Annotated in this window: 23 protein-coding genes; 8 read left to right on the top strand and 15 right to left on the bottom strand. The window is 71.6% G+C overall.

What is annotated here, in order from left to right:
- Positions 1 to 134: 134 nt before the first annotated feature.
- The 8 genes from AB0K14_RS40390 to AB0K14_RS40355 form a co-directional block, all read right to left on the bottom strand.
- The gene (locus AB0K14_RS40390; RefSeq protein ID WP_360465225.1) at positions 135 to 707 is read right to left on the bottom strand and encodes a DUF5655 domain-containing protein; all 573 of its coding nucleotides are present in this window, start codon (positions 705 to 707) and stop codon (positions 135 to 137) included.
- An 18-nt stretch (positions 708 to 725) separates the two neighbouring features.
- Complete coding sequence (locus AB0K14_RS40385; RefSeq protein WP_360465228.1) at positions 726 to 1,691, bottom strand: VWA domain-containing protein; 966 nt, start codon at positions 1,689 to 1,691, stop codon at positions 726 to 728.
- On the bottom strand, positions 1,691 to 2,572 hold the full coding sequence (locus AB0K14_RS40380; protein ID WP_360465286.1) for a DUF58 domain-containing protein: 882 nt from the start codon (positions 2,570 to 2,572) through the stop codon (positions 1,691 to 1,693). The genes AB0K14_RS40385 and AB0K14_RS40380 overlap by 1 nt, the downstream gene beginning before the upstream one ends.
- A gap of 65 nt (positions 2,573 to 2,637) precedes the next feature.
- Positions 2,638 to 3,669, bottom strand: coding sequence for a MoxR family ATPase (locus AB0K14_RS40375; protein ID WP_360465231.1), 1,032 nt, complete (start codon positions 3,667 to 3,669; stop codon positions 2,638 to 2,640).
- A 133-nt stretch (positions 3,670 to 3,802) separates the two neighbouring features.
- On the bottom strand, positions 3,803 to 4,339 hold the full coding sequence (locus AB0K14_RS40370; protein WP_360465234.1) for a molybdenum cofactor guanylyltransferase: 537 nt from the start codon (positions 4,337 to 4,339) through the stop codon (positions 3,803 to 3,805).
- A 20-nt stretch (positions 4,340 to 4,359) separates the two neighbouring features.
- Complete coding sequence (locus AB0K14_RS40365; RefSeq protein ID WP_360465237.1) at positions 4,360 to 5,109, bottom strand: MHYT domain-containing protein; 750 nt, start codon at positions 5,107 to 5,109, stop codon at positions 4,360 to 4,362.
- A gap of 171 nt (positions 5,110 to 5,280) precedes the next feature.
- Positions 5,281 to 6,708, bottom strand: coding sequence for a diguanylate cyclase (locus AB0K14_RS40360; protein WP_360465240.1), 1,428 nt, complete (start codon positions 6,706 to 6,708; stop codon positions 5,281 to 5,283).
- The gene (locus AB0K14_RS40355; protein ID WP_360465243.1) at positions 6,705 to 7,424 is read right to left on the bottom strand and encodes an alpha/beta fold hydrolase; all 720 of its coding nucleotides are present in this window, start codon (positions 7,422 to 7,424) and stop codon (positions 6,705 to 6,707) included. Before AB0K14_RS40355 ends, AB0K14_RS40360 begins: the two co-directional genes overlap by 4 nt.
- Positions 7,425 to 7,826: 402 nt before the next feature.
- On the opposite strand from AB0K14_RS40355, the gene AB0K14_RS40350 reads away from it, so the two are divergent.
- The 3 genes from AB0K14_RS40350 to AB0K14_RS40340 all read left to right on the top strand — a co-directional run bounded on the left by AB0K14_RS40350 (position 7,827) and on the right by AB0K14_RS40340 (position 10,313).
- A complete protein-coding gene (locus tag AB0K14_RS40350; protein WP_360465246.1) occupies positions 7,827 to 8,573 on the top strand; it encodes a methyltransferase domain-containing protein in 747 nt (248 codons plus the stop codon).
- A gap of 66 nt (positions 8,574 to 8,639) precedes the next feature.
- The gene (locus tag AB0K14_RS40345) at positions 8,640 to 9,437 is read left to right on the top strand and encodes a GrpB family protein (protein WP_360465249.1); all 798 of its coding nucleotides are present in this window, start codon (positions 8,640 to 8,642) and stop codon (positions 9,435 to 9,437) included.
- An 84-nt stretch (positions 9,438 to 9,521) separates the two neighbouring features.
- Positions 9,522 to 10,313: an ion transporter gene (locus tag AB0K14_RS40340; protein WP_360465252.1), complete on the top strand. Its 792-nt coding sequence runs from the start codon at positions 9,522 to 9,524 to the stop codon at positions 10,311 to 10,313.
- Positions 10,314 to 10,318: 5 nt separating this feature from the next.
- Here AB0K14_RS40340 and AB0K14_RS40335 read toward each other — a convergent pair whose 3' ends face one another.
- From AB0K14_RS40335 to AB0K14_RS40320, 4 genes are all read right to left on the bottom strand, one after another.
- Positions 10,319 to 11,614 carry an NlpC/P60 family protein gene (locus AB0K14_RS40335; RefSeq protein WP_360465254.1) on the bottom strand — a complete coding sequence of 432 codons (1,296 nt, stop codon included), beginning with the start codon at positions 11,612 to 11,614 and terminating at the stop codon, positions 10,319 to 10,321.
- A 172-nt stretch (positions 11,615 to 11,786) separates the two neighbouring features.
- Positions 11,787 to 13,319, bottom strand: coding sequence for an AMP-binding protein (locus AB0K14_RS40330; RefSeq protein ID WP_360465257.1), 1,533 nt, complete (start codon positions 13,317 to 13,319; stop codon positions 11,787 to 11,789).
- Between the two features lie 46 nt (positions 13,320 to 13,365).
- Positions 13,366 to 13,959 carry a carbonic anhydrase family protein gene (locus tag AB0K14_RS40325; protein ID WP_364340520.1) on the bottom strand — a complete coding sequence of 198 codons (594 nt, stop codon included), beginning with the start codon at positions 13,957 to 13,959 and terminating at the stop codon, positions 13,366 to 13,368.
- Positions 13,960 to 13,990: 31 nt separating this feature from the next.
- A complete protein-coding gene (locus tag AB0K14_RS40320) occupies positions 13,991 to 14,725 on the bottom strand; it encodes a Sir2 family NAD-dependent protein deacetylase (protein WP_360465262.1) in 735 nt (244 codons plus the stop codon).
- A 117-nt stretch (positions 14,726 to 14,842) separates the two neighbouring features.
- On the opposite strand from AB0K14_RS40320, the gene AB0K14_RS40315 reads away from it, so the two are divergent.
- Positions 14,843 to 15,322, top strand: coding sequence for a hypothetical protein (locus AB0K14_RS40315; protein WP_360465264.1), 480 nt, complete (start codon positions 14,843 to 14,845; stop codon positions 15,320 to 15,322).
- A complete protein-coding gene (locus tag AB0K14_RS40310) occupies positions 15,319 to 16,875 on the top strand; it encodes a flagellar basal body protein FliL (protein ID WP_360465266.1) in 1,557 nt (518 codons plus the stop codon). The genes AB0K14_RS40315 and AB0K14_RS40310 overlap by 4 nt, the downstream gene beginning before the upstream one ends.
- Before the next feature lie 209 nt (positions 16,876 to 17,084).
- Here the strand turns inward: AB0K14_RS40310 and AB0K14_RS40305 are convergent, their stop codons facing one another.
- Both AB0K14_RS40305 and AB0K14_RS40300 read right to left on the bottom strand, forming a co-directional pair.
- Positions 17,085 to 17,732, bottom strand: a complete 648-nt coding sequence (locus tag AB0K14_RS40305) for a hypothetical protein (protein ID WP_360465269.1) — start codon at positions 17,730 to 17,732, stop codon at positions 17,085 to 17,087.
- Positions 17,729 to 18,472 (bottom strand): ATP-binding cassette domain-containing protein, encoded by a 744-nt coding sequence (locus AB0K14_RS40300; RefSeq protein WP_360465272.1) that lies wholly within the window; start codon positions 18,470 to 18,472, stop codon positions 17,729 to 17,731. Before AB0K14_RS40300 ends, AB0K14_RS40305 begins: the two co-directional genes overlap by 4 nt.
- 157 nt (positions 18,473 to 18,629) lie before the next feature.
- On the opposite strand from AB0K14_RS40300, the gene AB0K14_RS40295 reads away from it, so the two are divergent.
- The 3 genes from AB0K14_RS40295 to AB0K14_RS40285 all read left to right on the top strand — a co-directional run bounded on the left by AB0K14_RS40295 (position 18,630) and on the right by AB0K14_RS40285 (position 24,760).
- The gene (locus AB0K14_RS40295) at positions 18,630 to 21,464 is read left to right on the top strand and encodes an aconitate hydratase (protein ID WP_360465275.1); all 2,835 of its coding nucleotides are present in this window, start codon (positions 18,630 to 18,632) and stop codon (positions 21,462 to 21,464) included.
- Between the two features lie 397 nt (positions 21,465 to 21,861).
- Positions 21,862 to 23,529: a VWA domain-containing protein gene (locus AB0K14_RS40290; RefSeq protein WP_360465277.1), complete on the top strand. Its 1,668-nt coding sequence runs from the start codon at positions 21,862 to 21,864 to the stop codon at positions 23,527 to 23,529.
- 172 nt (positions 23,530 to 23,701) lie between these two features.
- Positions 23,702 to 24,760 carry a hypothetical protein gene (locus AB0K14_RS40285; RefSeq protein ID WP_360465280.1) on the top strand — a complete coding sequence of 353 codons (1,059 nt, stop codon included), beginning with the start codon at positions 23,702 to 23,704 and terminating at the stop codon, positions 24,758 to 24,760.
- On the opposite strand, the gene AB0K14_RS40280 is transcribed toward AB0K14_RS40285, so the two are convergent.
- Positions 24,708 to 26,327: an alpha/beta hydrolase gene (locus AB0K14_RS40280; RefSeq protein WP_360465283.1), complete on the bottom strand. Its 1,620-nt coding sequence runs from the start codon at positions 26,325 to 26,327 to the stop codon at positions 24,708 to 24,710. The two genes, AB0K14_RS40285 and AB0K14_RS40280, sit on opposite strands and share 53 nt — an antisense overlap.
- Between the last annotated feature and the right edge of the window lie 386 nt (positions 26,328 to 26,713).

Below are 26,713 nucleotides of genomic sequence, written 5' to 3'. Positions count from 1 at the left end.
CAACGCTCAGAACAGTCGATCTTGTTCTGAACGTTGAACTCGGGGGTCCTGAACGTAGGACACGCGCGACGCGAACGTAGGACACGCGGGACCTGAAGGTACGACTCGCACGGGTTGGGGTTGGACTCTCGTGGTCAAGAGTTGGCGGTGTAGGACTGGCGCAGCCAGTGCACGGTGTCGTCGTCGACGTCGTCGGCGCTGCTGATGCCCATCCGCAGGGTGATGGTGTCGTTGCCCAGGGAGCGGGCCGGTTCCAGGCGACCCGTCGGCTCGTGGCCGGTCAGGCGCAGGCCCAGGTCGACCCGCGAACGGGTGGTCGCCTTGACGATGGCGAACGTCCGGCGCGGCGACACCAGCGCCACGTACGACTTGCGCGCACGGACGTGCATCGGACCCAGCAACGCCGCCTCGGCCAGCAGCCGGTCGAGGATCGGCCGCAGCTCGGGCCGGTCGGCGTACTGGGCGTCCACCAGCTCGCCCGCCGACCCGCTCATGAACTCCGGGTAGCCGAACCGCTCCATCACCAGCAGCATCTGCGGGTAGCCGGTCACGCCCTGTCCGCTCAGCCAAACCCGCAGGTCACGCTCGTTGTCGAAGCCGGACGAGAGCACCCGCCGATTCCACTCCGGCACGCCCTCGCCGGTGCCGCGGCGCAGCAGCGCCACGGACCAGTCGACCATCTCCCGCCAGTGCTCCGCCACCACCACGGGCGACATACTGCCGGTTCAGGGCAGACGTTGCCCGAAGAGCAGCGCACCCGCCACGGCGATCATCCCCAGCACGGTGCCCAGCACGACCCACGGCCGCGACGCGTCGGCCTGCTTCTTCTCGTAACCGATCTGCTCGCCCAGCGTGTCGTACACCCGGCGCAACTCCTCGGCGCTCGCCGCCTTGAAGAACTCGCCGCCGGACAGCTTCGCGATCTCCTTCATCGAGTCGTCGTCCACCGGCACGTCCTGCCGGTGCCCCTCGATCTCGACCACACCCTCCTCGGTGCCGAACGAGATCGTGGAGATCGGCACGCCCGCCTTCTTCGCGTCCTCGGCCGCGTCGAACGCGTCACGGGTGCCGACGGTCTCCTTGCCGTCGGTCATCAGCACGACGCGCGCGGGCGGCGGACCGTCCGCGCCGCCGACGACCTTGCCGAACGAGTCGATCGCCGCCAGCGCGGCCACGATCGCGTCACCCGTAGCGGTCGACTGGGCCAGCTTGAGCCCGTCGATGCTCTGGGTGACCGCACCGCGGTCAGTGGTCGGCGCGACCAGCACGGTGGCCGAACCGGCGAACGAGATCAGCCCCAGGTTGATGCCCGGCGTGAGCCCGTCCGCGAACGACTTGGCGGCCACCTGCGCGGCCTCCAGCCGGGACGGCTGCACGTCGGTGGCCTTCATCGACAGCGACGTGTCGATCACCAGCATCACGGTGGCGCGGTTGCGCGGCACCTTCTGCTCGGCGGTCGGCCCGGCCAGCGCCACGGTCAGCACGATGAACGCGACCATCAGCAACGCCGCCGGCACGTGCTTGTACCAACCCTGCCGCTTGGGGGCGACCTTCTCCAGCATCGGCAGGTTGGCGAACCGCAGCGTCCGCTTGCGCAGCACGCGTTGCAGCACCACGTAGAACGCGGCCAGCCCCGCCACGCCGACCAGCAGCAGGAACCACCACGGCGCGGTGAACCCGGACAGGCTCATCAGGCGACCCCTCCCGACCAGCGGCGCTTGCGTGCGACGACGAACCGCACGGTGTCGGCGATCCAGTCCGAGTCGGTGCGCAGCACCAGGTGCCCGGCGCCCGCGCGGCGCAGGTTCGCGGCCACGTCGGCGCGGTGCTCGGCCGCCGCGGCGGCGAACTCGCGGCGCAGCAGCGGCGAGGCGACCACCTCGCGCTGCCGGCCCGACTCGGGGTCGGCCAGCACGACCGTGCCCACCTCGGGCAGGTCGATGTCACGGGGGTCGATCACCTCGATGGCCACCAGGTCGTGCCGGACGGACAACGCGCGCAGCGGGCGCTGCCACTCCGTGCCGCCGAGGAAGTCCGAGATCACCACGACCAGGCCGCGCCGGCGTGGCGGGCGGCGCAGCTGCTCGACCACCTCCGCGAGCGAGCCGCGGGTGCCCTCGGGCGCGCGCGGAGTCTCGGCGACCTTGCGGATCAGACCGCGCGAGTGCGCCAGACCGCCGCGCGCGGGCACCCGGACGAGGTCCTCGCCGGTCGAGACCAGCGCGCCGATCCGGTTGCCGCCGCCGCGGGTCAGGTGCGCCACCGCGGCGGTCGCGGCGACGACCAGGTCGCGCTTCTCGCACACGGCCGTGCCGAAGTCGAGGCTGGGCGAGAGGTCGATCGCGAGCCACGTCTCCAGCTCGCGGTCGGCGACGGTCTCGCGGATGTGCGGCACGGTGGTGCGGGCGGTGACCGCCCAGTCCATCCGCCGCACGTCGTCACCGGGCTGGTAGGGCCGCGCCTCGCCGGGTTCGGAGCCCGGTCCGGGGACCAGGCCCAGGTGGTTGCCCTGGAGCAGGCCGTCGAGGCGGCGGCGGACCTCCAGTTCGAGCGTGCGCAGCGCGGCTTCCATCCGGCCGCCGTGCAGCGCCGGCGGCGCCCAACTCGGCCGCTCGGAACCTGCCGGGGTCGACTCGGTCACGGCCTGCCCGCGGGCTGCGGCGTCTGCGGACGTGCCGAGACCTGCGGCAACGGCACGGTCTGGAGCACCCGGGTGATGATGTGGTCCAGCGGGACGCCGTCGGCCAGCGCGTCGTAGGACAGCACCAAGCGGTGGCGCAGCACGTCGGGCACCACGTCCACGATGTCCTGCGGCAGCACGTAGTCGCGCCCGCGCACCAGCGCCAGCGCGCGTGCGGCGGCGATGATGCCGAGGCTGGCGCGCGGCGACGCGCCGTAGGCGACCCACCCGGCGACGTCGGTGAGCTGGTGCTCCTTGGGCGCGCGGGTCGCGATGACCAGCCGCACCACGTAGTCCACCAGCGCGTGGTGCACGAAGACCCGGGAGGCCACGCCCTGCAGGCGGACCAGCTCGTCCGGGCCGAGCACCTGGCTGGGCACCGGCGGCTCGACGCCCATCCGGTAGACGATCTCCCGCTCCTCCTCGGCCGTCGGGTACTCGACCTGGATCTTGAACAGGAACCGGTCGCGCTGGGCCTCGGGCAGGGGGTAGACGCCCTCGTTCTCGATCGGGTTCTGGGTGGCCAGGACCAGGAACGGGTTGGGCATCGGGAACGTCTTGCCGCCGATGGACACGTGCCGCTCGGCCATCACCTCCAGCATCGCCGACTGCACCTTGGCGGGCGCGCGGTTGATCTCGTCGGCGAGGACGAAGTTGGCGACCACGGGGCCGAGCTCGACGTCGAAGGTCTCACTGCCCTGGCGGTAGATGCGGGTGCCGAGGATGTCGGCGGGCACCAGGTCGGGGGTGAACTGGACGCGGGAGAACGAGCCGCCGACGACGCCCGCGAACGTTTCCACGGCCAGCGTCTTGGCCACGCCGGGCACGCCCTCCAGCAGCAGGTGGCCCTTGGCCAGCAGGCCGACGAGCATCCGCTCGACCAGCCGGTCCTGGCCGACGATCACCCGCTTGACCTCGAACACGGTCCGTTCGAGCAACTGGGCGTCACGAGCCGGCGTGTTGGGCGCCTGGGCGGCGGGCTCGGACAAAGGTCCTCCTCGACAGGGTTGACGACTACCGCCCAGTGTCCCTTGCCGACGGTGTGGCTCTTGTGAAGGGGGTCGACCCCGGAATCGGGCAGCGATGCAGCTCACGCCCATCCGACCCGATCTTGGACCACCGTCACGGCGTCAGGTCGCGCGGCGTGTCGACGTCCCGCGCCTCACCCGGGAGGGCGATGACTGCCGCCGGGTTTAACGGGCCCAGGACCGACCGCATCGAGGCGCCGCGCGGGTCGGCGGGCAGGGCACGGCGCAGGGCCGCGGTGCGCCACGCCCCGATGAGCCACTGCGACCGCCCCTCGTCGTCCACGAGGACCGCGCCGGTGTCGCCGACGGCCGCGAGCAGCCGGTCGACCGTGGACCGGGTGATCCCCGGCTGGTCGACCGCGAGCACCACCACCAGGTCGGACTCGACGTGCGCGAGCCCGGCCGCCAGGCCCGCGACCGGACCGCCGCCGGGAGGGTCCTCCCGCGCCCAGGTCACGCCGTGCACGTCGTCCTTGGGGGGTCCCACGACGACGGTCCGCCGTGCGGGCGCGACCGCGTCCAGCACGTGGTCGAGCAGCGTGCGGCCGTGCACCACCACCGACGCCTTGTCGACGCCGCCGAGCCTGCTGCCCCGACCACCCGCGAGCACCACCGCCGCCCAGGAGACCACCGGCCCACGGTAGCCGCGGGTCAAGCGGTCTCGCCCAGTGCGTCGTCGTCGGCGGTGAAGAGCATCCAGAGCAGCGCCGCCACCACCAGGGCGCTGGTCACGAACACCGGGAACACCAGGTCGAACGCGGTCGTGCCCTGCGGCGCGGGCAACGTCGGATCGGTGCCGACCCGCACCGCCGCCATGCCGGTGTAGTGCATCCCGGTGACCGCCACGCCCATGATCAGCCCGGCCGCGACCATGGCGGGCTTCGTCTTCACCACCAGGGTGAACCAGAACGCGGCGGTCGCCGCGACGACCGCGATCAGGCACGACAGCGCGACCAGCGCCCCGTCGTAGGAGATCTCGCCGCGGAACCGCAGCGCGGACATGCCCAGGTAGTGCATGCCCGCCACGCCGAGCCCGGCCAGCGCGCCCGCGACGAGCAGCCGCATCTTGGTGAACCGGACGAGCGTGACCAGCGACAGCCCGAGCCCGACCACCCCGATCGCCACCACGGCGGACAGCGCGGTCAGCGGCACGGAGTACTTGACCGCGGTGCCGGGGACGTCGAACCCGAGCATGGCGATGAAGTGCATGAGCCAGATGGCGACACCGCCGATGGCGAGCGCGCCGTACACCGTCCAGCGCGTCTTGGCGGCACGGGTCGGCTCGGCCTGGGCGCGCGCCATGCAGGCGAGGCCGAGGAGCGAGCCGATGACGGAGACGACGTAGGCGAGCACGAGGGTGGAGAGGCCGTCGGAGAAGTGCTGCATCGAGTCGTGGTTCACACCCCTTACTAACGCGGTGTGATCACATTCACCAGGTTGGCCCAGGTGAATTCATTGATTCGCAATGCAAACGACCTGTTTATCTACTCTGAGTAATCAGAGACTGGACCGAACAGCCCACACAACGCGCCGTGCGGGTGATGTGAGTGGGCGGCACGAGTTCGGCCGCGGTCAACCGCCCGTGCGGCGACCGACCACGCGGTTGCGGCCGGCGTCCTTAGCCTCCAGCACCGCCACGCTGGCCTCCTCCACCGCGTCGGTGACGGAGGCGCCGGGCGCCACCTCCACCGCGCCGATCGACACCGTCACCACACCACCGGTGTTGCCGCGGTGCTCCAGGCCGAGTCGTTCCACGACCCGCCTGATCCGCTCGCCCAGCGCCAGCGCGCCCTCCAGCCGGGCGCCGGGCAGCAGCACGGTGAACTCCTCGCCCCCGTACCGGTAGGCGCGATCACCCGAGCGGGTGGCGCGGTCGATGGCCTGGCCGACCGCGCGCAACGTCTCGTGCCCGGCCAGGTAGCGGTAGAGCGTGTTGTAGCTGTGGAAGCGGTCGATGTCGACCAGCAGCAGGCCGTACGGCTCGCCGACGCGGTTGAGGCGCGCGTGGTCGGCGTCGAACGTCGCCGGGTTCGGCAGGCCCGTCCGCTGGTCGATGGTCGCGGCCTCGGCCAGCGCCCGGTTCTCCGCGTGCAACTCCTCCAGCCGCTCGGCGAGCCGGTCGACCTGGTGCTTGCGGGCCAGCGCCCAGTCCTCCAGGTCCTGGTCGTAGACGGCGACGCCGACGGGGCCGAGCGTCTTCGCCCGGTACATCGCCAGGTCGGCCTGGTGCAGCAGGTCCTCCGCGCCGTGACCCGGCCGGACGAACGTGATGCCCGCCGACACCGACACCCGGATCACGCCCTCGTCCAACGTCACGGGTGTGGCGATCACGGCCAGGATCTCGCGCGCCGCGGCGACCGCCTGCTCCTCGTCCAACTCGTCGAGCAGCACGACGAACTCGTCACCGCCGAGCCGGGCCGCCGTGCCGCGACCGGCCACGACCGCGGCCAGCCGGGACGCCACCAGGCGCAGCACGTGGTCGCCCGCGGCGTGCCCGTGGCAGTCGTTGACGTCCTTGAACTGGTCGAGGTCGAGGAACACCAGCACCGGGCCCGGCGCGCCGCGCACCGCCTGCTCCAACCGGGGCAGGAACCCGGTGCGGTTCGCCAGGCCCGTCAACGCGTCGGCGTTCACGCGGCTGCCCAACTCGTCGGCCGTCTCCGCCCACCCGGTGACGTCCAGGGCCACCACGACCAGGCCGCGCACGTCCGGGTCCGCGCTCAGGTCGCGGGCGACCAGGTCCACGCGCCGGTGCACGGAACCCTCCACCGGCACCGCGCACGTGCACCGCGACGCGCCCGTGCGGCCCGCCGCCTGGAGGAACGTGCCGACCGCCGCCGCGTCACCCGTCGCCACCAGGTCGGGCAGCAGGCCGGACGCGCCGCCGAACAACCGCCGGGCCGCCGGGGACGCCCACCGGACGCCCAGGTCGCTCGGGTCGACCACCAGCACGGCGGCGTCGGCCCGTTCGAGCACCGCCTGGTGGAAGCCGCCGTTCATCGCGACGCGCTGAGGAACCGGAGCAGGGCCCGGTCGAACTCGTCGGGCCGGTCGAGGTTCACCAGGTGACCGGCGCCCGCGACGACGACCTTCTCCGCGTCCGGCGCGGACTCCAGCACCAGGTCGGCCACCTCGTGGACGTCCGAGGAGTCGAGCTCGCCCACGACCACCAACGTCCGCGCGGTCAGTTCGGCGACGCGGTCGACCGCGTGCAATTCCTCCGAGAGCACGGTGAACGCGCGGTTGCACACGGCGTTCACCGTCAGCCCGCGGCACAGTTCCCGCACCCGCGGGTCGACCTCGTCCGGTGCCCGGTGCGGACCGTCCACCCACATCCGCAGCAGGCATTCCGCGACCTCGTCCACCCCCGTGGCGGCTCGCATCCGCGCGACCTGGTCGAGGATGAACGGGTCCTCGACCTCCATCCCGTTGATGCCCGGACCGACCAGCACCAGGCCCGCCACCCGGGCGGGGTGGGCCAGCGCGAAGTCGATCGCGGTGCGGGCGCCCAGCGACAGGCCGACCAGCGTCGCCCCTTCGACGTCGAGCCCGTCCAACAGGTCCCGCAGGTCCTCGTGGTGCGCGAACGGGCCTGTCGGCGGCGACGACTCGCCGTGGCCCCTCGCGTCGTACCTGATCACGGTGTGGTCTCGCGCCAACAGGGCGAACTGGCGGTCCCAGGTGACGCTGCCGAGGCCACCCGCGTGCAGCAGCACGACCGGTGGTCCTTCGCCGCGTCTGTGGTAGGTCAATTCGCCGTCGTCGAGAATCAAGCGGCCGGCCGTCATGGTCCCCCCTGGACTTTGACTTCCCCCTCAGACCGTTGACGCTACCGAAAACTCGCCGCGCATTCGGGTGATCAGGACCATTTCTCCGCATTTCCGGGGCGACCATTCCGAGATCGCTCCGAATTAGGGTTCATATCCACCCCAACCCACTCGGAAACGCCAACTGAGACAGGGCGGGCGAAAACCGGTGGACCCCCTGACCGGCTCGGGCCTACCCTCCGGCCGTCCGACCCCACGTCCACGAAGAGGTGCATTGCATGCCCGTCCGGGTCCCGGCCGCCCAGCGGCCGATCACGCCTGCCATTCCCCTGGACGTGAGGACAACCAGACGTGGACATACCCCGTAGTTTCACCATCCGAGAAAGCAACCACCGCATCCACAACCCGATCGACGACGTCAAGTTGGCCGTCCTCGGGCGGGCGCTGCGGCCCGCGCCGGGCGCCCGCGTGCTCGACCTGGCCTGCGGCTCGGGCGAGCTGCTGTGCACCTGGGCCCGTGACCACGGGCTGTCCGGCACGGGTGTCGACCTCAGCGCGACGTTCCTCGCCTCGGCGCGGGCCCGAGCGGTCGAGCTCGGCGTGACCGACCGGGTGGAGTTCGTGCACGGCGACGCGTCGGGTCACGTCGCGGACGAGCCGGTGGACATCGCCGCCTGCGTCGGCGCCGCGTGGATCGGCGGCGGCGTGCCCGGCACGGTGGAGTTGTTGCGGCGCAGCCTGCGCCCCGGCGGCCTGCTGCTGATCGGGCACCCGTTCTGGCGGCTCGACCCACCGGACCAGGCCGCCGTCGAGGGCAGCCACGTGACCGACCGGGACGAGTACCTCCCGCTGCCCGACCTCCTCGCCCAGTTCGGCGAGCTGGGCTGCGACGTGGTGGAGATGGTGCTGGCGGACCAGGACAGCTGGGACCGCTACGTCGCGGCGCAGTGGCTCAACACCCGCCGCTGGCTGGACGAGAACCCGGAGGACGAGTTGGCGCCCGCGATGCGGGCCGAGCTCGCCACCGGGCCGACCCGGTACGCGCGCTACCAGCGCGAGTACGTCGGCTGGGGCGTGTTCGCCTTGATGGACCGCTGACGTCGACGAGCCGCTGACACGGTGCGCGGGCCCCGGGCTGCCGGGGCCCGCGCCACCATGGGGACCATGGACGATCATCGACTGCGCGTCGACGTGGTGGCCGGCCCCGGTGTCGCCGACCGGTTGCGCGAGCTGGACGTGACCGGGCTGGTGACCGTGCTCGACCGGCCGGGACCGGCCGCGCTGGTGGTGAGCGGGGTCGACGACGGGCGTGCGGACGTCGTGCTGGACGGTCCGGGGCGGCTCGACGCGGTGTGGTCCGGCCGGATCGCGCCGTTCGCGCGTCGGTTCGCCGGCGTCGACCCGCCGCCGCGCACACCGCCCGCGCTGGAGGACCACGACCCGCGGCTGCCCCTCGCCGCTCGACGGCTGCTCGACCGGCTGCGCGCGCACCTCGGCGAGCCGTCCTGGTCCTACGACCACATCGGATCGACCGCCGTGCCGGGGTTGCGTGCCAAGCGCTTCATCGACCTCCAGCTGGGCGTGACCGCATTGCCCGACCGCGACTCCGGGTTCGACCGGACGGTGGCCGCACTGGGCTTCCTCGTCGCGACGGGCGCCCGGCCCGACTCGCCCGGCGTCGACCACGACTGGCGCACCGACCCGGAGGTGCCGGCGGCGGTGTACCGCAAGCGGCTCTACGTCCGGCCGGACCCGGCGGAGCCCGCGATCCTGCACGTGCGGCGGCTCGGCAGCCCGTGGCACGCCGCCACCGTCCACTTCCGCGACCGGCTGCGCGCCGACCCGGCGGTGCGGGAGGCGTACGAGGCCGCGAAACTCCGTGCGGCGCAAGCACATGCCGACGATGACGACTACGACGACTACACCCGCGCCAAATCGGACTTCTTCCGCTCGACCAGGTGAATCCGCTCAAGCCGTACGGATGGCATGCCGATGGGGCGGTGCTCGATCGAGCGTGATTCCCGGCGTGTGCAGGAGGAGTTCGGCATGGCTTTGCGCGACCGCGTCCGCGACGTCGTGGACGGCAGACGCGTCCAGCGGGTGATCATCGCGGTGATCGTGGTCAACGCGATCACCCTCGGCTGCGAGACGTCCACGGCGCTGGTGTCGGCCTACGGAGACCTGTTCGCCGCGCTGGACCTCGCCGCCCTGACGATCTTCGTGGTGGAGCTGGCGGCGCGGTTGTACGCGCACCGCCTCCGGTTCTTCCGCGACCCGTGGAACTGCTTCGACTTCGTCGTCATCGTGGTCGCCCTGCTGCCGGCCGCCGGGCCGCTGTCGGTGATCCGGGCCCTGCGCATCCTGCGCGCGCTGCGCCTGGTCGCGATGGTGCCGAGCATGCGGCGGGTGGTCTCGGCGTTGGTCCGGTCGATCCCGGGTCTGCTGTCGCTGTCCGGCCTGATGCTGCTGATGCTGTACGTGGGCAGCGTGGTCGCCATCAACCTGTTCCGCGCCGGCGGTGATCCCCGGTTCGACGACCTCGGGTCGACCATCCTCACGCTGTTCCAGATCACCACCGGCGACGGTTGGTCGGACGTGATGCGCGACCTGATGGCCACCCAGCCGCTGGCCTGGATCTTCTTCCTGGTCTACCTGCTGGTCGGCACGTTCACCATGCTGAACCTGTTCATCGCGGTCGTGTGCAGCGCGATGGAGTCCGAGGCGACCGCCGCCGCGAGCGCCTCGGACGACCGGGTGCTGGACGAGGTCAGGGCGTTGCGGGAGGAGGTCCGGGCGCTGCGCCGGGAACCCCTGGAACCGGTGGGCGACCGGCGTTAGCGGGTTCAGAGCAGGCGCGTGGCGTACGGCATGATCCCGCCGTACCGGACCGGGGCGACGCGCACGTGCGAGCCGGAGTACGGGGCCTCGACCATCATGCCGCCGCCGAGGTAGAGCGCGACGTGGGTGCCGCCGCCCGGTCCCCAGAACAGCATGTCGCCGCGCCGCGCCTGGGACAGCGGCACCTTGCGGCCGGCGTTGTACTGGTAGCCGCTGTAGTGCGGCAGGTAGATGCCGGCGCCCGCGAACGCGTACATCATCAGCCCGGAGCAGTCGAAGCCGACGCTGTAGTAGTCGCCGTGCGCGTCGCCGGCGCCGCCGTCCCGGATGCCGACGGTCGGACCGTGGTAGTTGCCGCCGCCCCACGAGTACCGCACGCCGAGTTGCTGCATGGCGCGGGCCACGACGGTCTCCACGCCCGCGCCGCTCGGCGCCGTCACGGGTTGCGGGCGCGGCGCCTGGGGCTTCGGCGCGGCGAGGGCGGCCTGGCGTGCGGCTTCCTCCTCCTCGCGACGCTTGTCGTCCAGCCACCGGTCGTACTGGGCGCGTTGGTCCTCCAGGCCCTCGACCGCGTGCAGCGCCTGGTCGAGCTCGCCTTCGACGCGGGCCTTGTCGTCCTTGATGCCCTGCGCGGCGGCGGCCTGGCCGCGCTGGGCGTCCGCGGCGGTGGCCTGCGCCGCGTCGGCGTCCTTCCTGGCCTGGTCGGCCGCGGCCTGCTTGCGGCCGGCCAGGTCGAGCGCGGCGCGCGCGGCGGCCTCGGAGTTCGCCTTCTCGGCGCGGCTGCGCTCGACGTCGTCCAGCGCGTCGAGGCTCGACTCGCCGACCGCCTCCAGCAGCTGGGCGCGGGCCAGCAGGTCCTCCGGGCTGGACGCGCCGAAGTACGCCGAGACCGACCCGATGACGCTGCCCTGCTGGTAGCTCGCCGCGGCGAACTCGTCCAGCTGCACGCGGGCGTCCTCGACGGCCCGGCCGGCGGCGTCGGCCTCGACCCGGGCCGCGTCCGCGTCCCGACGGGCGGCGTCGGCCTCGCCCTGGGCGGTCTCCAGGTCGACCCGCGCCTTGTTGGCCAGCTCCATCTTGAACGCGACGTCGTCGGTCAGCGCCTGGAGGCGGGCCTCGGCGTCGGTGAGCCGGCCGGTCAGCTCACCGACGTGGGCGGCCTTGGCGTCGGCCAGCTGCCGCCCGGCGCTGATCTCGCCGTCGCCGGGGTTCGGCGGCGGTGGCGGCACGGCGAGCGCCGTGCCCGCCAGGCCCACCGCGGTGGTCAACGCGATCACGACCGAGATCACCCATCGAGTCACGACTCCCGCCTCCCCGCGCACTCGGCCGACGGCGTTACGCCGAACGGCCCTACACGGGGACGGACTCTGCCACTCCAGCCACATCGTTTCCAATGGTCGCGGCCTGAACATCAGCCACACGGGTCACAGCGGGCACGGGAAACCACCACTCACCCGGGTGAGTGAATGACGGTCAGTTGACCTTGCGGTCCAGGTCGGCCCAGTACGGTTCGCGCAGCTTGAACTTCTGCACCTTGCCGGTGGCGGTGCGCGGGATGGCGTCGCGGAACTCGACCGACGTCGGCGCCTTGTAGCCGGCGAGCCGGTCCTTGCAGTGCGCGATCAGCTCCGCTTCCGTCACCTGCGCGCCCTCGGCCCGCACCACCAGCGCCTTGATCGTTTCGCCCCACTTGTCGTGCGGCACGCCGATGACGGCCGCCTCGGCCACCGCGGGATGGCTGAACAGGGCGTCCTCCACCTCGATGGACGACACGTTCTCGCCGCCGGTGATGATCACGTCCTTCTTGCGGTCGGAGATCGTCAGGTGGCCCTCGTCGTCCAGCACGCCGCCGTCGCCGGTGTGGAACCAGCCGCCCTCCAACGCCTCGGCACTGGCCTCCGGGTTGTCCCAGTAGCCGGCCATGACGACGTTCCCCCGGGCCAGCACCTCGCCGGTCTCGGAGATCCGCAACCGCACGCCCAGCCCCGGTGCGCCCGCCCGTGACAGCTTCCGCGCCCGCTCGGCCGGCGGCAGTGCGTCGTCGGCCGGCCGGGTGCGGTTGAAGGTGAGCAGCGGCGAGGTCTCGGTCAGGCCGTAGAGCTGGAGGAACTCCCAGCCCAGCTCCTCACCGACCCGGGCGATGGTGCGGCTGGGCGGCGGTGCGCCGGCGCAGATGATGCGGACCCGGTCGCGGCCGGGGATCTCGCCGTCCCAGTCCTGGGCGGCGTCGAGCACGGCGTTCCACACGGCGGGCGCGCCGCACATCAGCGTGACGCCGTGGTCGCGGACCCGGGCGAGGATCTCGGTGCCGTCGACCTTGCGCAGCACGACCTGCGGCACGCCGAGCCCGGCCAGGCCGTACGGCATGCCCCAGCCGTTGCAGTGGAACATCGGCAGCACGTGCATGTAGACGTCCCGTTCCCAGGCGCGGGCGTGCATGGCGAACGTGACCGCGTTGATCCAGACGTTGCGGTGGGTCATCCGCACGCCCTTGGGCCGGGCGGTGGTGCCGGAGGTGTAGTTGATCGTGGCGGTGGCGTCCTCGTCCGGCTCGCTCCAGGGGCGTGGCTCGGTGTCGAAGCGCATGAGCTCGGACTCGGTCTGCTCGCCGAGCACGAAGCGGTGCCGGGCGGTGACGCCGTCCAGTTCCAGCTCGGGGTCCATCAGCAGCACGGACGCGCCGCTGTGCTCGACGATGTAGGAGACCTCGTCGGGTCGGAGCCTGAAGTTGACGGGGACCGCGATGCGGCCGGTGCCGGGCACCGCGTGCAGCAGTTCGAGCAGCCGGGTCGAGTTGTGGCTGACCACGGCGACCCGTTCGCCCTCGCCGAGGCCGAGCGCGTCGAACCCGGCCTGCCAGGCGCGGACGCGGGTGGCGAACTCGCCGTAGGTGCTGGTCGGCACGGGTGCGGCGGGCTGGTCGTGCTCGTCGACGGCGGCCGTGGTGTCGGCGAAGACCTGCTCCGCCCGGTGGAGGAAATCGGCGACGGTCAGGGGTACGCGCATACGAGGTGACCTTATTTACCGGCCCGCGCCCCGGCTACCTCCCGCCTCAGCCGGTCGTCAGCACGAACCGGCGGTTCACCGGTTGCACGGGCCGCGGGTGGTCGGCGTGGGTGCGGATGAAGGCGCGCAGGGCCGGGTCCTCCACCTGGACCGGCTCGTTCATCACCACCCAGCTCACGATCTCGTCGAACTCGCCGGTGGTCAGCGACCCCTCGTAGCGGTGGAACCCGCCGCCCGGGAACAGCGCGGGCAGGTCGATGCCGCTGGGCGGCTTGCCCTCCGACGGTCCCGGCTCGCCGAGGTCGACGAACACCGCGACCACGCACGCCCGCAGCACGTCGTCGGCCCGGAGGTGGACGGCGTGCATCTCCGCGCCACGGGGCCGGCCGCGGACCCAGTGCTCGCTCGGCCGGTGGAAGTGGACGTTCTCGAGCCGGAAGTCCAGACCGCCCAGGGACACCACGTGCTCGCCCTTCGGGCGCAAGCGCCAGCCGTGACCCTCGTCCTGGGCCCGGAACTGGTCGGCCCGCCAGCGCACGGCCAACTCGTCCGCCAGCCGGGGCACCACCACCGCGTCACGGAGGTTGATCGGCGACTGTTGATCTCCCATGTGATCACTGTCCCACCGCCCTGGGTTCACGGGAGAGTGATCGAAGGGCACCAACGGGTGGTCACCAGGTGCTCGGGTCGCCCCAGGTGCGGATCGGGCCGGTCGCCACCACGGGCACCGCGGCCAGCTCCGGCAGCGCCGACGCGGCCGGCTCGCGCACCACCGCCGCCGCCAGCGAGTCGTACGGCGTCGGGTCCAGGTTGCAGATCACCACCGACGCGCCCGCCCGGGCGGCCAGCGGCACGAGCTGGGCGGCGGGCTCGACCATGAGCGACGTCCCGGCCACCAGCATCGCTTCGCAGTCCAGCACGGCCGTCCGCGCCGCCCGCAGCACGTCGGCGTGCAGCGGCTCGCCGAACGCGACCGCGGCCGGCCGGAGGATCCCGCCGCACAGGGCGCAGTCCGGCGGCGACTCGCCGTCGCGCACGCGCGCCAGGGCCTCGCTCATCGGACCGGAGGCGTCGCACGAGACGCACACCACACGCGACATCGACCCGTGCAGCTCCACCACCGTCGACCCGGCTCGCTGGTGCAGCCCGTCGACGTTCTGCGTGAGCAACGTCCGCACCCGTCCGGCCCGCTGCAACCCCGCCAGCGCGCGGTGGGCGGCGTTCGGCTCGGCCGTCCACAAGGGATCGTCCAGCCAGGACTCCCACGCCTCACGCCGCACGCGCGCCGAGGTCAGGAACGACGACGCGTCGAACCGGAACCGCACCACACCCGACTCCAGGGACACCCCCGCGCCGGTGAGCACGGTGATGCGCCGTGCGAGGGCCATCACGTCCCGTGCACTCATGCCACCACCGTGCCACACGCCTGCGAGCATGTCGGGGTGCGCAGGACACGTCGGCGGAGCCGACCACGAAACGACCGTGGCGGAGCCGACCACGAGACGACCTCGGCGGAGCCGACCATGAGACGACCGACGGCTGAGCCGACGATCAGGCGGTGGACGGGCGTGGTGCTCGGAGTTATCGGTTTGGTCACAGCGGTGGTGGGCACCTTCCTGCCCTGGTTGCGTTCCGGGACCGTCACGAGGACCAGTTACGAGGTGCTCGCTCTGCGTGGTTTCGCCGGGTTGCACGGTGTGCCGGGTGAGGTCGTGCGCGGTGTGTGGGTCGCACTCATCCCATTGGCGGTGTGCTGCGTGGTGCTGTGGTTGGTTCGTTTTCCCCGAATCGCGGGATGGCTCGCATTGATGTTTGGCACGATTGCGGGAACGGTGGCGGCACTTGCCGTCGTCCAAGGGGGCAACGAGGCGGCACTGGTCGGGATCAGCCTGACCGGACCGGTGGTGACCCTCGGTGGTGCTGTGCTGGGGATCGCCGGGGCGATCACCGTGCTCACCGCGAAATCCCGCACAGCGATCAGCACTCCAGGAGGAGCACCGTGACGTACCCAGGTGGCGGCGGAGGCGAATGGCCACCGCAGAACAACCCGTACGGCCAGCCGCAGCAGGGGGGCTACCCGCAGCAGGGCCAGCAGCAGCCGGGTGGTTACCCGCAGCAGGGCCAGCAGCCGGGTCAGCAGCAGGGCGGTTACCAGCAGGGTGGTTACCAGCAGGGCGGCTACCCGCAGACCGGTCCCCAGCCGCAGCAGGGCTACCCGCAGACCGGTCCGCAGGGCTTCCCGCAGCAACCGCAGCAGCCGGGTTACCAGCAGGAGTTCGGCCAGCAGCCCTACGGCCAGGCGCCGTACGGCTTCGCGGGTGGTGAGCCGCCGCAGAAGAAGAAGCGCACCGGTCTGGTCGTCACCGCGGTCGTCGCCGTCCTCGCGCTCGCCGCCGGCACGGTCGCCACGGTGTGGGCGCTGCGCAGCTCCGACGACGTGGCCGCCGGTTCGGAGAGCCCGTCCACCGCGGCGAACAACCTGCTCAGCGCGCTGGGCAGCGGTGACGTCCTCGGCATCATGAACGGCCTGGCGCCCGCCGAGGCCAAGCTCAGCAAGGACTACACCGAGGCCACGGTCAGCGAGGCCAAGCGGCTGGAGATCCTCAAGCCCGACGCGGACCCGAACAAGGTCACCGGTGTCCAGATCAAGAGCGAGGGCATCAAGTTCGACGACGCCGCCGCGGAGAAGGTCAACGACCACCTGACGATCAACAAGGTGGTCGAGGGCAAGATCACGATCACCTCGGACGTCAAGCAGATCCCGTTGACCGACAAGCTGGTCGACGCGCTCGGCGCGGAGCTGAAGCAGCAGGGTCCCGAGACCGAGACGCTGGACTTCGCCAAGGAGAAGGCCGACCGCGACGGCAAGCCGATCGGCATCGCCACCATCAAGGTCGGCGACGAGTGGTACCCGAGCCTCTTCTACACCATCGCGCACGCCGCGCTGGAGGACGAGGACCTCAAGTGGCCCGCCCAGGGCATCGCGCCCGCCGGCGCGGGCTCGGCGAACGACGCCGCGAAGCAGCTCGTGGAGAAGGCGCTGGCCGGTGACATCGAGGGCGTCATCGCACTGCTGCCGCCGGACGAGATGGGCGTGCTGCAGGACCTCGGCCCGGTCCTGCTCGACCAGATCGGCCGCACGCCCGCCACGGGCGCGAAGCTGATCGAGCTGGAGACCGACGCCAAGGACGTCAAGGGCGGCTCCCTGGTCACCGTCCGCAAGCTGGTCGTCGAGGCCGAGGGCGAGCAGGTGGAGATCAGCCGGGACGGCGACTGCTACAGCGCGTCGGTCAAGGGCCAGTCGCAGCGGCTGTGCGCGGACGAGATCACGCAGCTGGTCGAGCAGCAGGGCGGCAGCGACATCCCGCCGGCCGCGGTCGACGTGATCGCCCGGGTCGGTGCGCAGGTGCTGAAGGACGGCATCGGCGTGGTCGCCACGGAGGTCGACGGCAAGTGGTACGTCAGCCCGTTCCGCACCTACAGCGAGCTGTTCCTGACGCTGATGCGCGGTCTGGAGCCGAAGGACATCGACGAGCTGATCAAGGCCATCAAGTAGGTCGCACGGCTCACGCAAGCTCCGCAGGGGTCCTCGCCAAGGGGACCCCTGCTTTTATTTTACCGGCGGGGTCCGACGATTCCGGCCTTCGAGGCTCGTCGCGGGCACCAGCCGCAGCGGGGACAGCCGTGGTGGGAAATGACCGCCGCAGGGGCACCAGCCGCGGCTGGTGGGGTTAGCCGCGGGGGCACCAACCGCGGCAGGAGGGGTCAGCCGCGGCGGGGGCCGATCGCGGTGCCGAGCCAGGTGGCGGCGGCCACGAAGAGCACCGCGGCCACGCCCGAGACGGCCAACGCGGACGTGACGCCGTCGTCGTGCGACAACGCCCAGAGCACGTTGCCCACGGGCGGGGTGCGGCCGAACAGCAGGACCAGCACGACCAGCGCGGTCGCGGCGAGCACGGACCAGCCGGTCTGGGTGATCACCGGGCGGCTGCACAGCACGCCGACGCCGACGCCGACCAGCGCGCACACCGCCAGCGCCGCGAAGCCCTGCGCCACCGTGCCGAGCGGGTACGGGCGGGACTGGGTCACGACCGGCACCAAGGCGGCGATCAGGGCCACGCCCAGCGCCGCGAGGGCCGACAGCACCGTCACCGCCGCCTGGGCACGTGCCCAGCCACCCGCGGTCACCACGCTGACGGTCCGGCGCACGGGGTCCTCGGCGGTCGCGATGACCACCGTCAGCCACGCCGACACCGGGTAGACCAGCACGCACGTCCCGGCGTACGCGGGCAGCGGGGGCCCGGCGTCGGAGGCGTAGAGCATCCCGAGCACGGCCACGTGCAGCAGCAACGGCGGCAGCCACCGCTGCGTCCGCAGCGCGTCCACCAGCAGGTACCGCACCAGCGCCGTCACGACCGCACGCTCCGCACCGAGCAGCCGAGCCGCAGCGCCTCGGCCAGCACGCCGTCGCTGAACCCGGCCCGCACCTCGACCCGGGCGCCGCCGCCCACCTCGTGCGCCGCGAACACCCCCTCCAGCGAGCTGATCAGCGTGAACGCCTCCCCCACCCGGTCCAACTCGATCACCACGCCACCGGGCCGGGCGGCGCCCAGGGCCACCTCGCGCGCACCGGGCAGGTCGTGCCCGTGGTGGTCGGTCAGCACGACGGCCGCCCGCGACGACGTCACCAGCTCGCCCAGCACCCCGCCGGCGGCGGCGTCCAGCCCGGACCACGGTTCGTCGAGCACCAGCAGGTCGGTCGCGTGCAACGCCTGCGCCAGCGCGACCTTCTGCGCGTTGCCCTTCGACAGGGTGGCCATCGGCGCGGCCGGGTCGCCGACGAAACCGAGCGCCTCCACCAGGTCCCACCGCACCGGCACGCCGCGCACGGCGGCGAGGTGGCGCAGGTAGTCGCGCGCGGACAGCCGCACGCCGGTCGGGAACCGCTCCGGGGCGTACCCGACGGACGTGCCCCGGTCGACCCGGCCGGTCGTCGGCTTCGTCACGCCCGCCGCGATGCGCAGCAGGGTCGACTTGCCCGTGCCGTTGCCGCCCCGCAGCGCGACGACCTCCCCGGGCTCGACGGCGAGCGAGACGTCCCGCAGCACCCACGGACCCCGGCCGTACCGCTTGCCGATTCGATCAAGACGCACCACGGGTGTGATGATGCCCCGATCAAGGTAGGGCCGGGTTGAAGCGGAATACAGGACACGCGTACTGTTTGGGGTGAGAGGGCGCCGCACCCGAGGGTGCGGAAGACTCAGCAGAAGTTCCCCAACCGACTTTGCGCGTCACCAGATGGAGTTTCACGTGACTGCACCAGCGAGCAAGGACAGCTTCGGCGCCCGCGGCACGCTCACCGTCGGCGACGCCTCCTACGAGGTGTTCCGGCTGAGCGCGGTCGAGGGCGCCGAGCGCCTGCCGTACAGCTTGAAGATCCTGCTGGAGAACCTGCTGCGGACCGAGGACGGCGCGAACATCACCGCCGACCACGTGCGCGCGCTGGGCAGCTGGGATCCGTCGGCCGAGCCGGACACCGAGATCCAGTTCACGCCCGCCCGCGTGGTGATGCAGGACTTCACCGGCGTGCCGTGCGTGGTGGACCTGGCCACGATGCGCGAGGCGGTGACCCAGCTCGGCGGCGACCCGACGAAGGTCAACCCGCTGGCGCCGGCCGAGCTGGTCATCGACCACTCGGTGATCGCCGACATCTTCGGCCGGCCGGACGCGTTCGAGCTGAACGTGGACCTGGAGTACCAGCGCAACAAGGAGCGCTACCAGTTCCTGCGCTGGGGCCAGACCGCGTTCGACGAGTTCAAGGTCGTCCCGCCGGGCACCGGCATCGTGCACCAGGTGAACATCGAGCACCTGGCCCGCGTGGTGATGGTCCGCGGCGGCCAGGCGTACCCGGACACGCTGGTCGGCACCGACAGCCACACCACCATGGTCAACGGCATCGGCGTGCTCGGCTGGGGCGTCGGCGGCATCGAGGCCGAGGCCGCCATGCTCGGTCAGCCGGTGTCCATGCTGATCCCGCGCGTGGTCGGCTTCAAGCTGCACGGCGAGCTGCCCGCCGGCGCGACCGCGACCGACCTGGTGCTCACGATCACCGAGATGCTGCGCAAGCACGGCGTGGTCGGCAAGTTCGTCGAGTTCTACGGCTCGGGCGTCGGCGCGGTACCGCTGGCCAACCGCGCCACCATCGGCAACATGAGCCCGGAGTTCGGCTCCACCTGCGCGATCTTCCCGATCGACGGCGAGACCATCGACTACCTGAAGCTGACCGGCCGTTCGGCCGAGCAGCTGGCGCTGGTCGAGGCCTACGCCAAGGAGCAGGGCATGTGGCACGACCCGGCCGCCGAGCCGGTGTACTCCGAGACGCTGGAGCTGGACCTGTCGACGATCGTGCCGTCGATCGCCGGCCCGAAGCGCCCGCAGGACCGCATCGAGCTGACCAACGCCAAGGAGGCGTTCCGGCAGGCGCTCGGCGCGTACGTCGCGCACACCGAGGACGACGCCAAGTCCAGCGTCGACGAGGCCGTGGAGGACACGTTCCCGGCCAGCGACCCGATCGCGGTGGGTGAGCACGAGAACGGCGAGGGCAAGCCGCACGTGTTCCACTCCGCCGCCGAGGGCGCGACCGGCAGGGCGTCCAACCCGGTGAAGGTGAGCCTGGACGGGGCGGAGTTCGAGCTCGACCACGGCGCGGTGGCGATCGCGGCGATCACGTCGTGCACCAACACGTCCAACCCCTCGGTGATGCTGGGCGCGGCGCTGCTGGCGAAGAAGGCCGTGGAGAAGGGCCTGGAGCGCAAGCCGTGGGTCAAGACGACCCTCGCGCCCGGGTCCAAGGTCGTCATGGACTACTACGAGCGCGCCGGCCTGCTGCCGTACCTGGAGAAGCTGGGCTTCCACCTGGTCGGCTACGGCTGCACCACGTGCATCGGCAACTCCGGCCCGTTGCAGGACGAGATCTCGGCGGGCATCAACCAGGGTGACCTGGCCGCGGTGTCCGTGCTGTCGGGCAACCGGAACTTCGAGGGCCGGATCAACCCGGACATCAAGATGAACTACCTGGCGTCCCCGCCGCTGGTGGTGGCGTACGCGCTGGCCGGTTCGATGGACAAGGACATCACCACCGAGCCGCTGGGCGTCGACCAGAGCGGCGAGCCGGTGTACCTGGCCGACATCTGGCCGTCGCCGCAGGAGATCTCCGAGGTCGTCGCGTCGGCGATCTCGCCGGAGGGCTTCACCAAGGGCTACGCCGACGTGTTCGCCGGTGACGAGCGGTGGAAGTCGCTGCCCACGCCGACCGGCAAGACGTTCGAGTGGGACGCGCAGTCGACCTATGTGCGCAAGCCCCCGTACTTCGAGGGCATGCAGATGGAGCCGGCCCCGGTGACGGAGATCGGCGGCGCGCGCGTGCTGGCGCTGCTCGGCGACTCGGTCACCACCGACCACATCTCGCCGGCCGGTGCGATCAAGGTCGACTCGCCCGCGGGCAAGTACCTGACCGAGCACGGCGTCGAGCGCAAGGACTTCAACTCCTACGGTTCCCGGCGCGGCAACCACGAGGTGATGATCCGGGGCACGTTCGCCAACATCCGGCTGCGCAACCTGCTGCTCGCCGACGAGAACAACGGGCAGGGCGTGCAGGGCGGGTTCACCCGCGACTTCCTGGCCGAGGGCGCGCCGCAGACCACGATCTACGACGCGGCGGAGGCCTACGCCGCGGCGGGCGTCCCGCTGGTCGTGCTGGCGGGCAAGGAGTACGGCTCGGGTTCGTCGCGCGACTGGGCCGCGAAGGGCACCTCGCTGCTCGGCGTGCGCGTGGTGATCGCGGAGTCGTTCGAGCGCATCCACCGGTCGAACCTGATCGGCATGGGCGTCCTGCCGCTGCAGTTCCCCGAGGGTTCGTCGGCGGCGTCGCTCGGGCTGGACGGCACGGAGACCTACGACTTCACCGGCATCACCGCGCTGAACGACGGCGAGACGCCGCGCACGGTGCACGTGGTGGCGACGAAGGCGGACGGCTCGAAGGTGGAGTTCGACGCGGTGGTCCGCATCGACACCCCCGGTGAGGCCGACTACTACCGCAACGGCGGCATCATGCAGTACGTGCTGCGCAAGATGGTGCGCAGCTAGTCATCGCCGTGCCGAAGGGCCGTCCACCTCCGGGTGGGCGGCCCTTTCGCCGTTCAGCGGACCAGCGGCACGCTTTCACCGCCCCATTATCACAATTGAAGTTTCGTCCGTAACGATCCGCAGATCGAAAACGACGCCGAATTCACACTAGACCGAACGGGTGAAGGTATTTGGCGTTTGCCGAATGGCTGCTTAACCTCGTCATGCCGACGCCATCCGAGTCGCAAGGCAGCGTCATTTGGTCGGATCAGTGCTGGTCCGCACCTGTTCGGGGATTGACTCACCCGGCTTCGCCGGAATGCGCGAACGTGATTCCAGAGGGGATTTCACGTCTCGTCGGCGCGCACTAGGAGGTGCGAACCGAATGCACGACAACACTCGAAGACGGGCTTGCGGCGTGACCGCGATCCTGTTGGCCGCGCTCGCGGCCCCACTCGCCACCACCACCGCCGCGGCAGCTGCGGGAGGCACGGTCACCGGCACCAAGGCCCTGGGCGCCGCGGACATCACCTGCGGCGGCTCCGTACCGGTCACCGTGACGCTCGACGCCGAGACCGGCATCGCGGGCAACCCGGTGGACGTCGAACTGGTCCTGGACCGGTCCGGCAGCATGCAGGGCGCCATCGGCGACCTGAAGACCGCCGCGAAGTCGTTCGTGGACATCCTCGACGAGGCCACCGACGGCTCGCTGAACGGCGTGGTCGCCAACGGCAGCCGCATCGGCGTGGTCAGCTTCGCCGACAACGCCTCCGTCGACACCGGGCTCACGTCCGACGCGAACGCGGTCAAGGCTGCGATCGACGCGCTGGTCGCCAACGGTCTCACCAACCACTCCGCCGCCATCTCCACCGGCCAGTCGCAACTGGCCGGCTCGCTGCCCGGCAACGCCAAGAAGATGGTCGTGATGACCGACGGCGTCACGACCGTGGGCGGCGACGCGAGCGACGACGCGCTGGCGGCTCGCAACGCGGGCACCGAGGTCTTCGGCATCGGCCTCGGCGCCGTCGACGCCGACGAGATCCGCGACTGGACCACCGACCCCGACGCCACGCACTACTACCAGGCACCGACCCCGGCCCAGTTGCAGCAGGTGTTCGAGGCGATCGGCGCGGCCATCGTGGTGCCCGCGGCGACCGGCGTGACCGTGGTCGACACGGTGGCGCCCCAGTTCACGGTCAGCGGCGCGGCGGTGTCCAAGGGCTCGGTCGCGCAGAACGGCAACCAGCTCACCTGGACCGTCGCCGAGCTCGGCACCGAGTCGGTGACGCTGACGTTCACCGCGACGCACCTCCCGACCGCCGGTGGCGGCGCGCTGGCGGTCAACCCGACCGTCGCCTACACCGACGCCGAGGGCCACGTCGTGACGTTCGGCAACCCGGCGGTGAACGTGCGCGGTTGTGCCGCCGCCATCGACGTGGAGCCCGAGCACGAGGTCAACGAGCTGGGCACGCCCGGCCAGACGCACACCGTGACCGCCACCGTCACCGACGACTTCGGCGCCCCGGTGCCGAACGTCCTGGTCGACTTCTCCGTCCTCGGCGGCCCGAACGCGGGCGCGGCGGGCAACGGGAACACCTCCGCCGCCGGCACGGCCGACTTCACCTACCCGGCCGCCCAGGGCCTCGCGGGCCTCGGCACGGACTCGATCCGCGGCTGCTTCACGCACGCGGCAGGCCACGCGGTGTGCGACGACGTGCTGAAGGACTGGGTCGACACCACCGCCCCGGTCGTGACGTGCCGGCCGACCAACAACCCGGGCGGTGGCACCGTGCCGCCCGCCGACAACGAGGACGGGTTCTTCGTCCTCACCGCGACCGACGCGGTCGACCCGAACCCGCAGGTGTACGTCGCGGACTCGGCCAGCGCGGCCGTGTTCGGCGGCTTCGCCGGCGGCACGAAGATCAAGCTGGTGCAGGCGCCGGGCGCGACGCCGAACCAGAAGCCCGGTGTCGGTGACATCGACTGGCGCATCACCCTCAAGGGCGACGCCCTCGTGCACGGCGTGGACGCGTCGGGCAACCAGTCGGATCCGGTGAGCTGCCTGGTCCCGCCGCCGCCGAAGTAGTCAGTGGTTCCGGGGTGGGGGGCGTCCGCACCGGGGCGCCCCTCACACCCGCGTCGACCCGAGGAGCGGCCCGGTGCGGCGTGCGTGGCAGCACCGGGCGCACGGCCGCTTCGGCGTCTCCGAGGGCCGCTAGGGTTGCCGCCTTATGGGGGCCGTCGCGTGGTCGTTACCGGTGTTGGTCGGACTCGTCCTCCCGCTGTGGGAGGACGGCCCGCCGGTCGAGGCCTCGCTGTCGCTGGTGATCGCCGGCCTGCTGCTCGGAGCACGGCAGGTGCACGCGGACCGGCCCGGCGTCTGGTTCCCGTTGCTGGTGACGGGGTCGACCACGTTCGCACTGGCGCTGTCCGGCGGGTTGACCGGAGGGTGGGACATCTCGATCGGGTCCACCTACTTCGACCTGTGGCGGTTCCTGATCGGGCTGGCGGTCGCGATCGGGCTGAGCGTTTGGGCGTGGCGGGCGCGCAGCTACACCGTCGCGGCCACGGCCGTGGGCTACCTGGCCGCGGTGTGGCACTTCCAGCAGATCTCCGTGCCGGTCGCCGAGTTCGGCTGGTTCGCCTACGCGCCGCTCGGCGCCGTGCCGGAGTTCGCCTCCGCCGTGCCCTCGTTCGACTTCCCGCCGCACCCGGAGCTGGTGGTGGTCGCCGGTGCGGTGTTCGCGCACACCAGGGTGGACCGGGTGCGGGCGTGGCACGTGTTGGCGATCGTCGGGCTGCTCGGCTCGTTGTGGCACTACGGCGCGCTCGCGCTGGTGGTGGCGGCCGTGGTGGTCGCCGGGTACGACCTGAACGCCCGCCGTCCGGGCAGCTGGTACCCGTTGCTGCTGGTCGGCATCGGCCTCGTGGTGTGGCCGGTGGTCGAAGCGCTGACCGCGCCGCGGTGGACCGGACCGGTCCTCCAGGACCCGGGCGCCGAACGCCACGCGACGCTCATCGTCATCAGCACGAGCGACTCGGCGTCCGCGGTCGCCCACGTGGACTACGACGAGCTGTTCCTGGCCGTCGTGGTCGCGGTGGGACTGGCCGTGTGGTCCTGGCGGCGCAAGAGCCCGACCATGCTGCTCACCGCCGTCGTCTACCTGGGTGTCGCCTGGTTGCGCGCGATGCCGGCGCTGACCGAGCTGCTGGTCCTGGCGGGTGCGGCCGTCGCCTTCGCGACGACGACCGCACCCGGAGCCACTAGAACGGCTGGGCGTTCGGCTGGAACACCTGACCGTCCGCCGGGGCCTTGAGGTTGACCAGGTAGTCGGTCACCGCGGTGTCCGCCCCGGCGCTGTCACCGAGGATGCAGTGCCCGAACGAGTCCACGCTGAGCAGCCGCGCGTTGCCCAGCTGGCGGGCCATGCGCTTGGAGAACTCGTACTGGGTGGCGGGGTCGTAGTAGTTGCCCACCACGACGACCGGGTTCGGGGTGCGGCGGTGCCACGGCCCGTCCCAGCGGTCCGGGCGGGGCACCGGCCAGGTCGCGCACGTCAGCAGGTCGGACGCGGCCTGCTGGCGGCCGAACGTGGGCGACTCCCGCTCCCACTTCGCGGCCAGCACCGGGAACAGCTGCGGCACGCGCACGAACGGCTTGTCCGTGCAGTTCACGCCGTAGTAGGAGTCGTCGAACAGGTACTCGGTGTCACCGGTGAGCCCGGCCCGGATGTCGGCCAGGCCGTGCTTGTTCGCCAGCGGCGGCAGCAGTTCGACCTGCTCCTGCGCGGAGACCGTGGCGGCCGCCGGGTGCAGCACCGCGTAGATGCTCTGCAGCCACGCGGCCAGCGCCTTGAACCTCGTCGGCGCGTACAGGTCACCCGTGACCCGGCCGATGTAGCCGTCGTAGGTCACGACCTGGTTGTTCGGCAACGTGATCGACTGGGTGCGCAGGTGGTCGCGCACCTCGTCGAACTTCGCCCGCGGGTTGCCGTCGCTGTACGCGCACTTGTCGCCTTCGGCGTCGCAGCGCTTCAGGAACGCGTCGAGCGCGATCTCGAAGCCCTGCGCGCGCTGCCGGTCGTACTCGGCGCCGTTGGAGGTGCGCAGCGCCGGGTCGACGTTGCCGTCCAGCACCAGGGCGCGGGACTTCGACGGGAAGATGTTGGCGTAGGTCGCGCCGAGCAGCGTGCCGTAGGAGAAGCCGACGAACGTGAGCTGGCGGTCGCCGACGCCCTGCCGAAGCAGGTCGAGGTCACGTGCCACGGCTTCGGTGGACATGTGGTTCAGCAGCGGGCCCGCGTTGCGCGCGCACGCGTCGGTGTAGTCCTCGGTCGCGTCCATCGTGTTGCGGATCTCGGTGCGGGTGACCGGGATGGCGGACATGCGGCCGAAGATCTCGTTGGCCTCTTCCAGCGTCTTGAAGCAGCGCAGCGGCGAGCTGCGGCCGACGCCGCGCGGGTCGAACCCGATCAGGTCGAACCGGTTCATGATCTCCGGCTGGAAGAACGAGCTGCCGTAGGCGGAGTAGATCAGGCCGGCGCCACCGGGGCCGCCGGGGTTGATGAACAGCGAGCCGATCTTCTTGGACTGGTCCTCGGCCGGGCGCTTCATCAGCGCGACGGTGATCTTGGCGCCGTTCGGCTTGCGGTGGTCCAGCGGCACCGGGTGGTTGGCGCAGCTGACCTTGTCGCGCTGCGCGGCCGGGATCTCGGCGAGCACGTCGGCGGCGCAGGTCGACCACTGGATCGGCGTGCCCTGCACGTGCTGGGCGTCCTGCGCGTCCTGCGCTTCCTGGGCGGCGGCGGAGCCGGTTCCCACGAGGCCGGACACGACGGTGCCCATGGCCAGCGCGAGTACCAGCGCTCTGTTACGGAGTTGCATGTGGTAGCGCTCCCTCGGTTCACTCGACGTCGCCCCTCAGTGACTGCGCGACGCCATCGCGCGAGGCTTTCACTCGATCGTGTTCGGCAACACCCGCAGAACGGAGGATTCGTGGCCGACGGATGGTTCGTGCCGGGCCCGCACTTGGCCGAACGTCCTACCGGTAGGCGGTCGAACCGCTGGTCAGGGCGCACTTCGGCGACGTGCCGCACAGCGCGGGCCCGCATCGGCGCGGGTTCGGAGGTGCCAGACCTCGCGAGTCCAACCCCCAACCCGCGCGAGTCGTACCTCCAGGTCCCGCGTGTCCTACGTTCGCGTCGCGCGTGTCCTACGTTCAGGACCCCCGAGTTCAACGTTCAGAACAAGATCGACTGTTCTGAGCGTTG

It is taken from the genome of Actinosynnema sp. NPDC050801 (genome assembly GCF_040673975.1).
In the GTDB taxonomy this organism is placed as follows: Bacteria; Actinomycetota; Actinomycetes; order Mycobacteriales; family Pseudonocardiaceae; genus Actinosynnema.
Note: the sequence above shows the minus strand (reverse complement) of the source record. Positions and strands in the feature narration are given on the sequence as shown.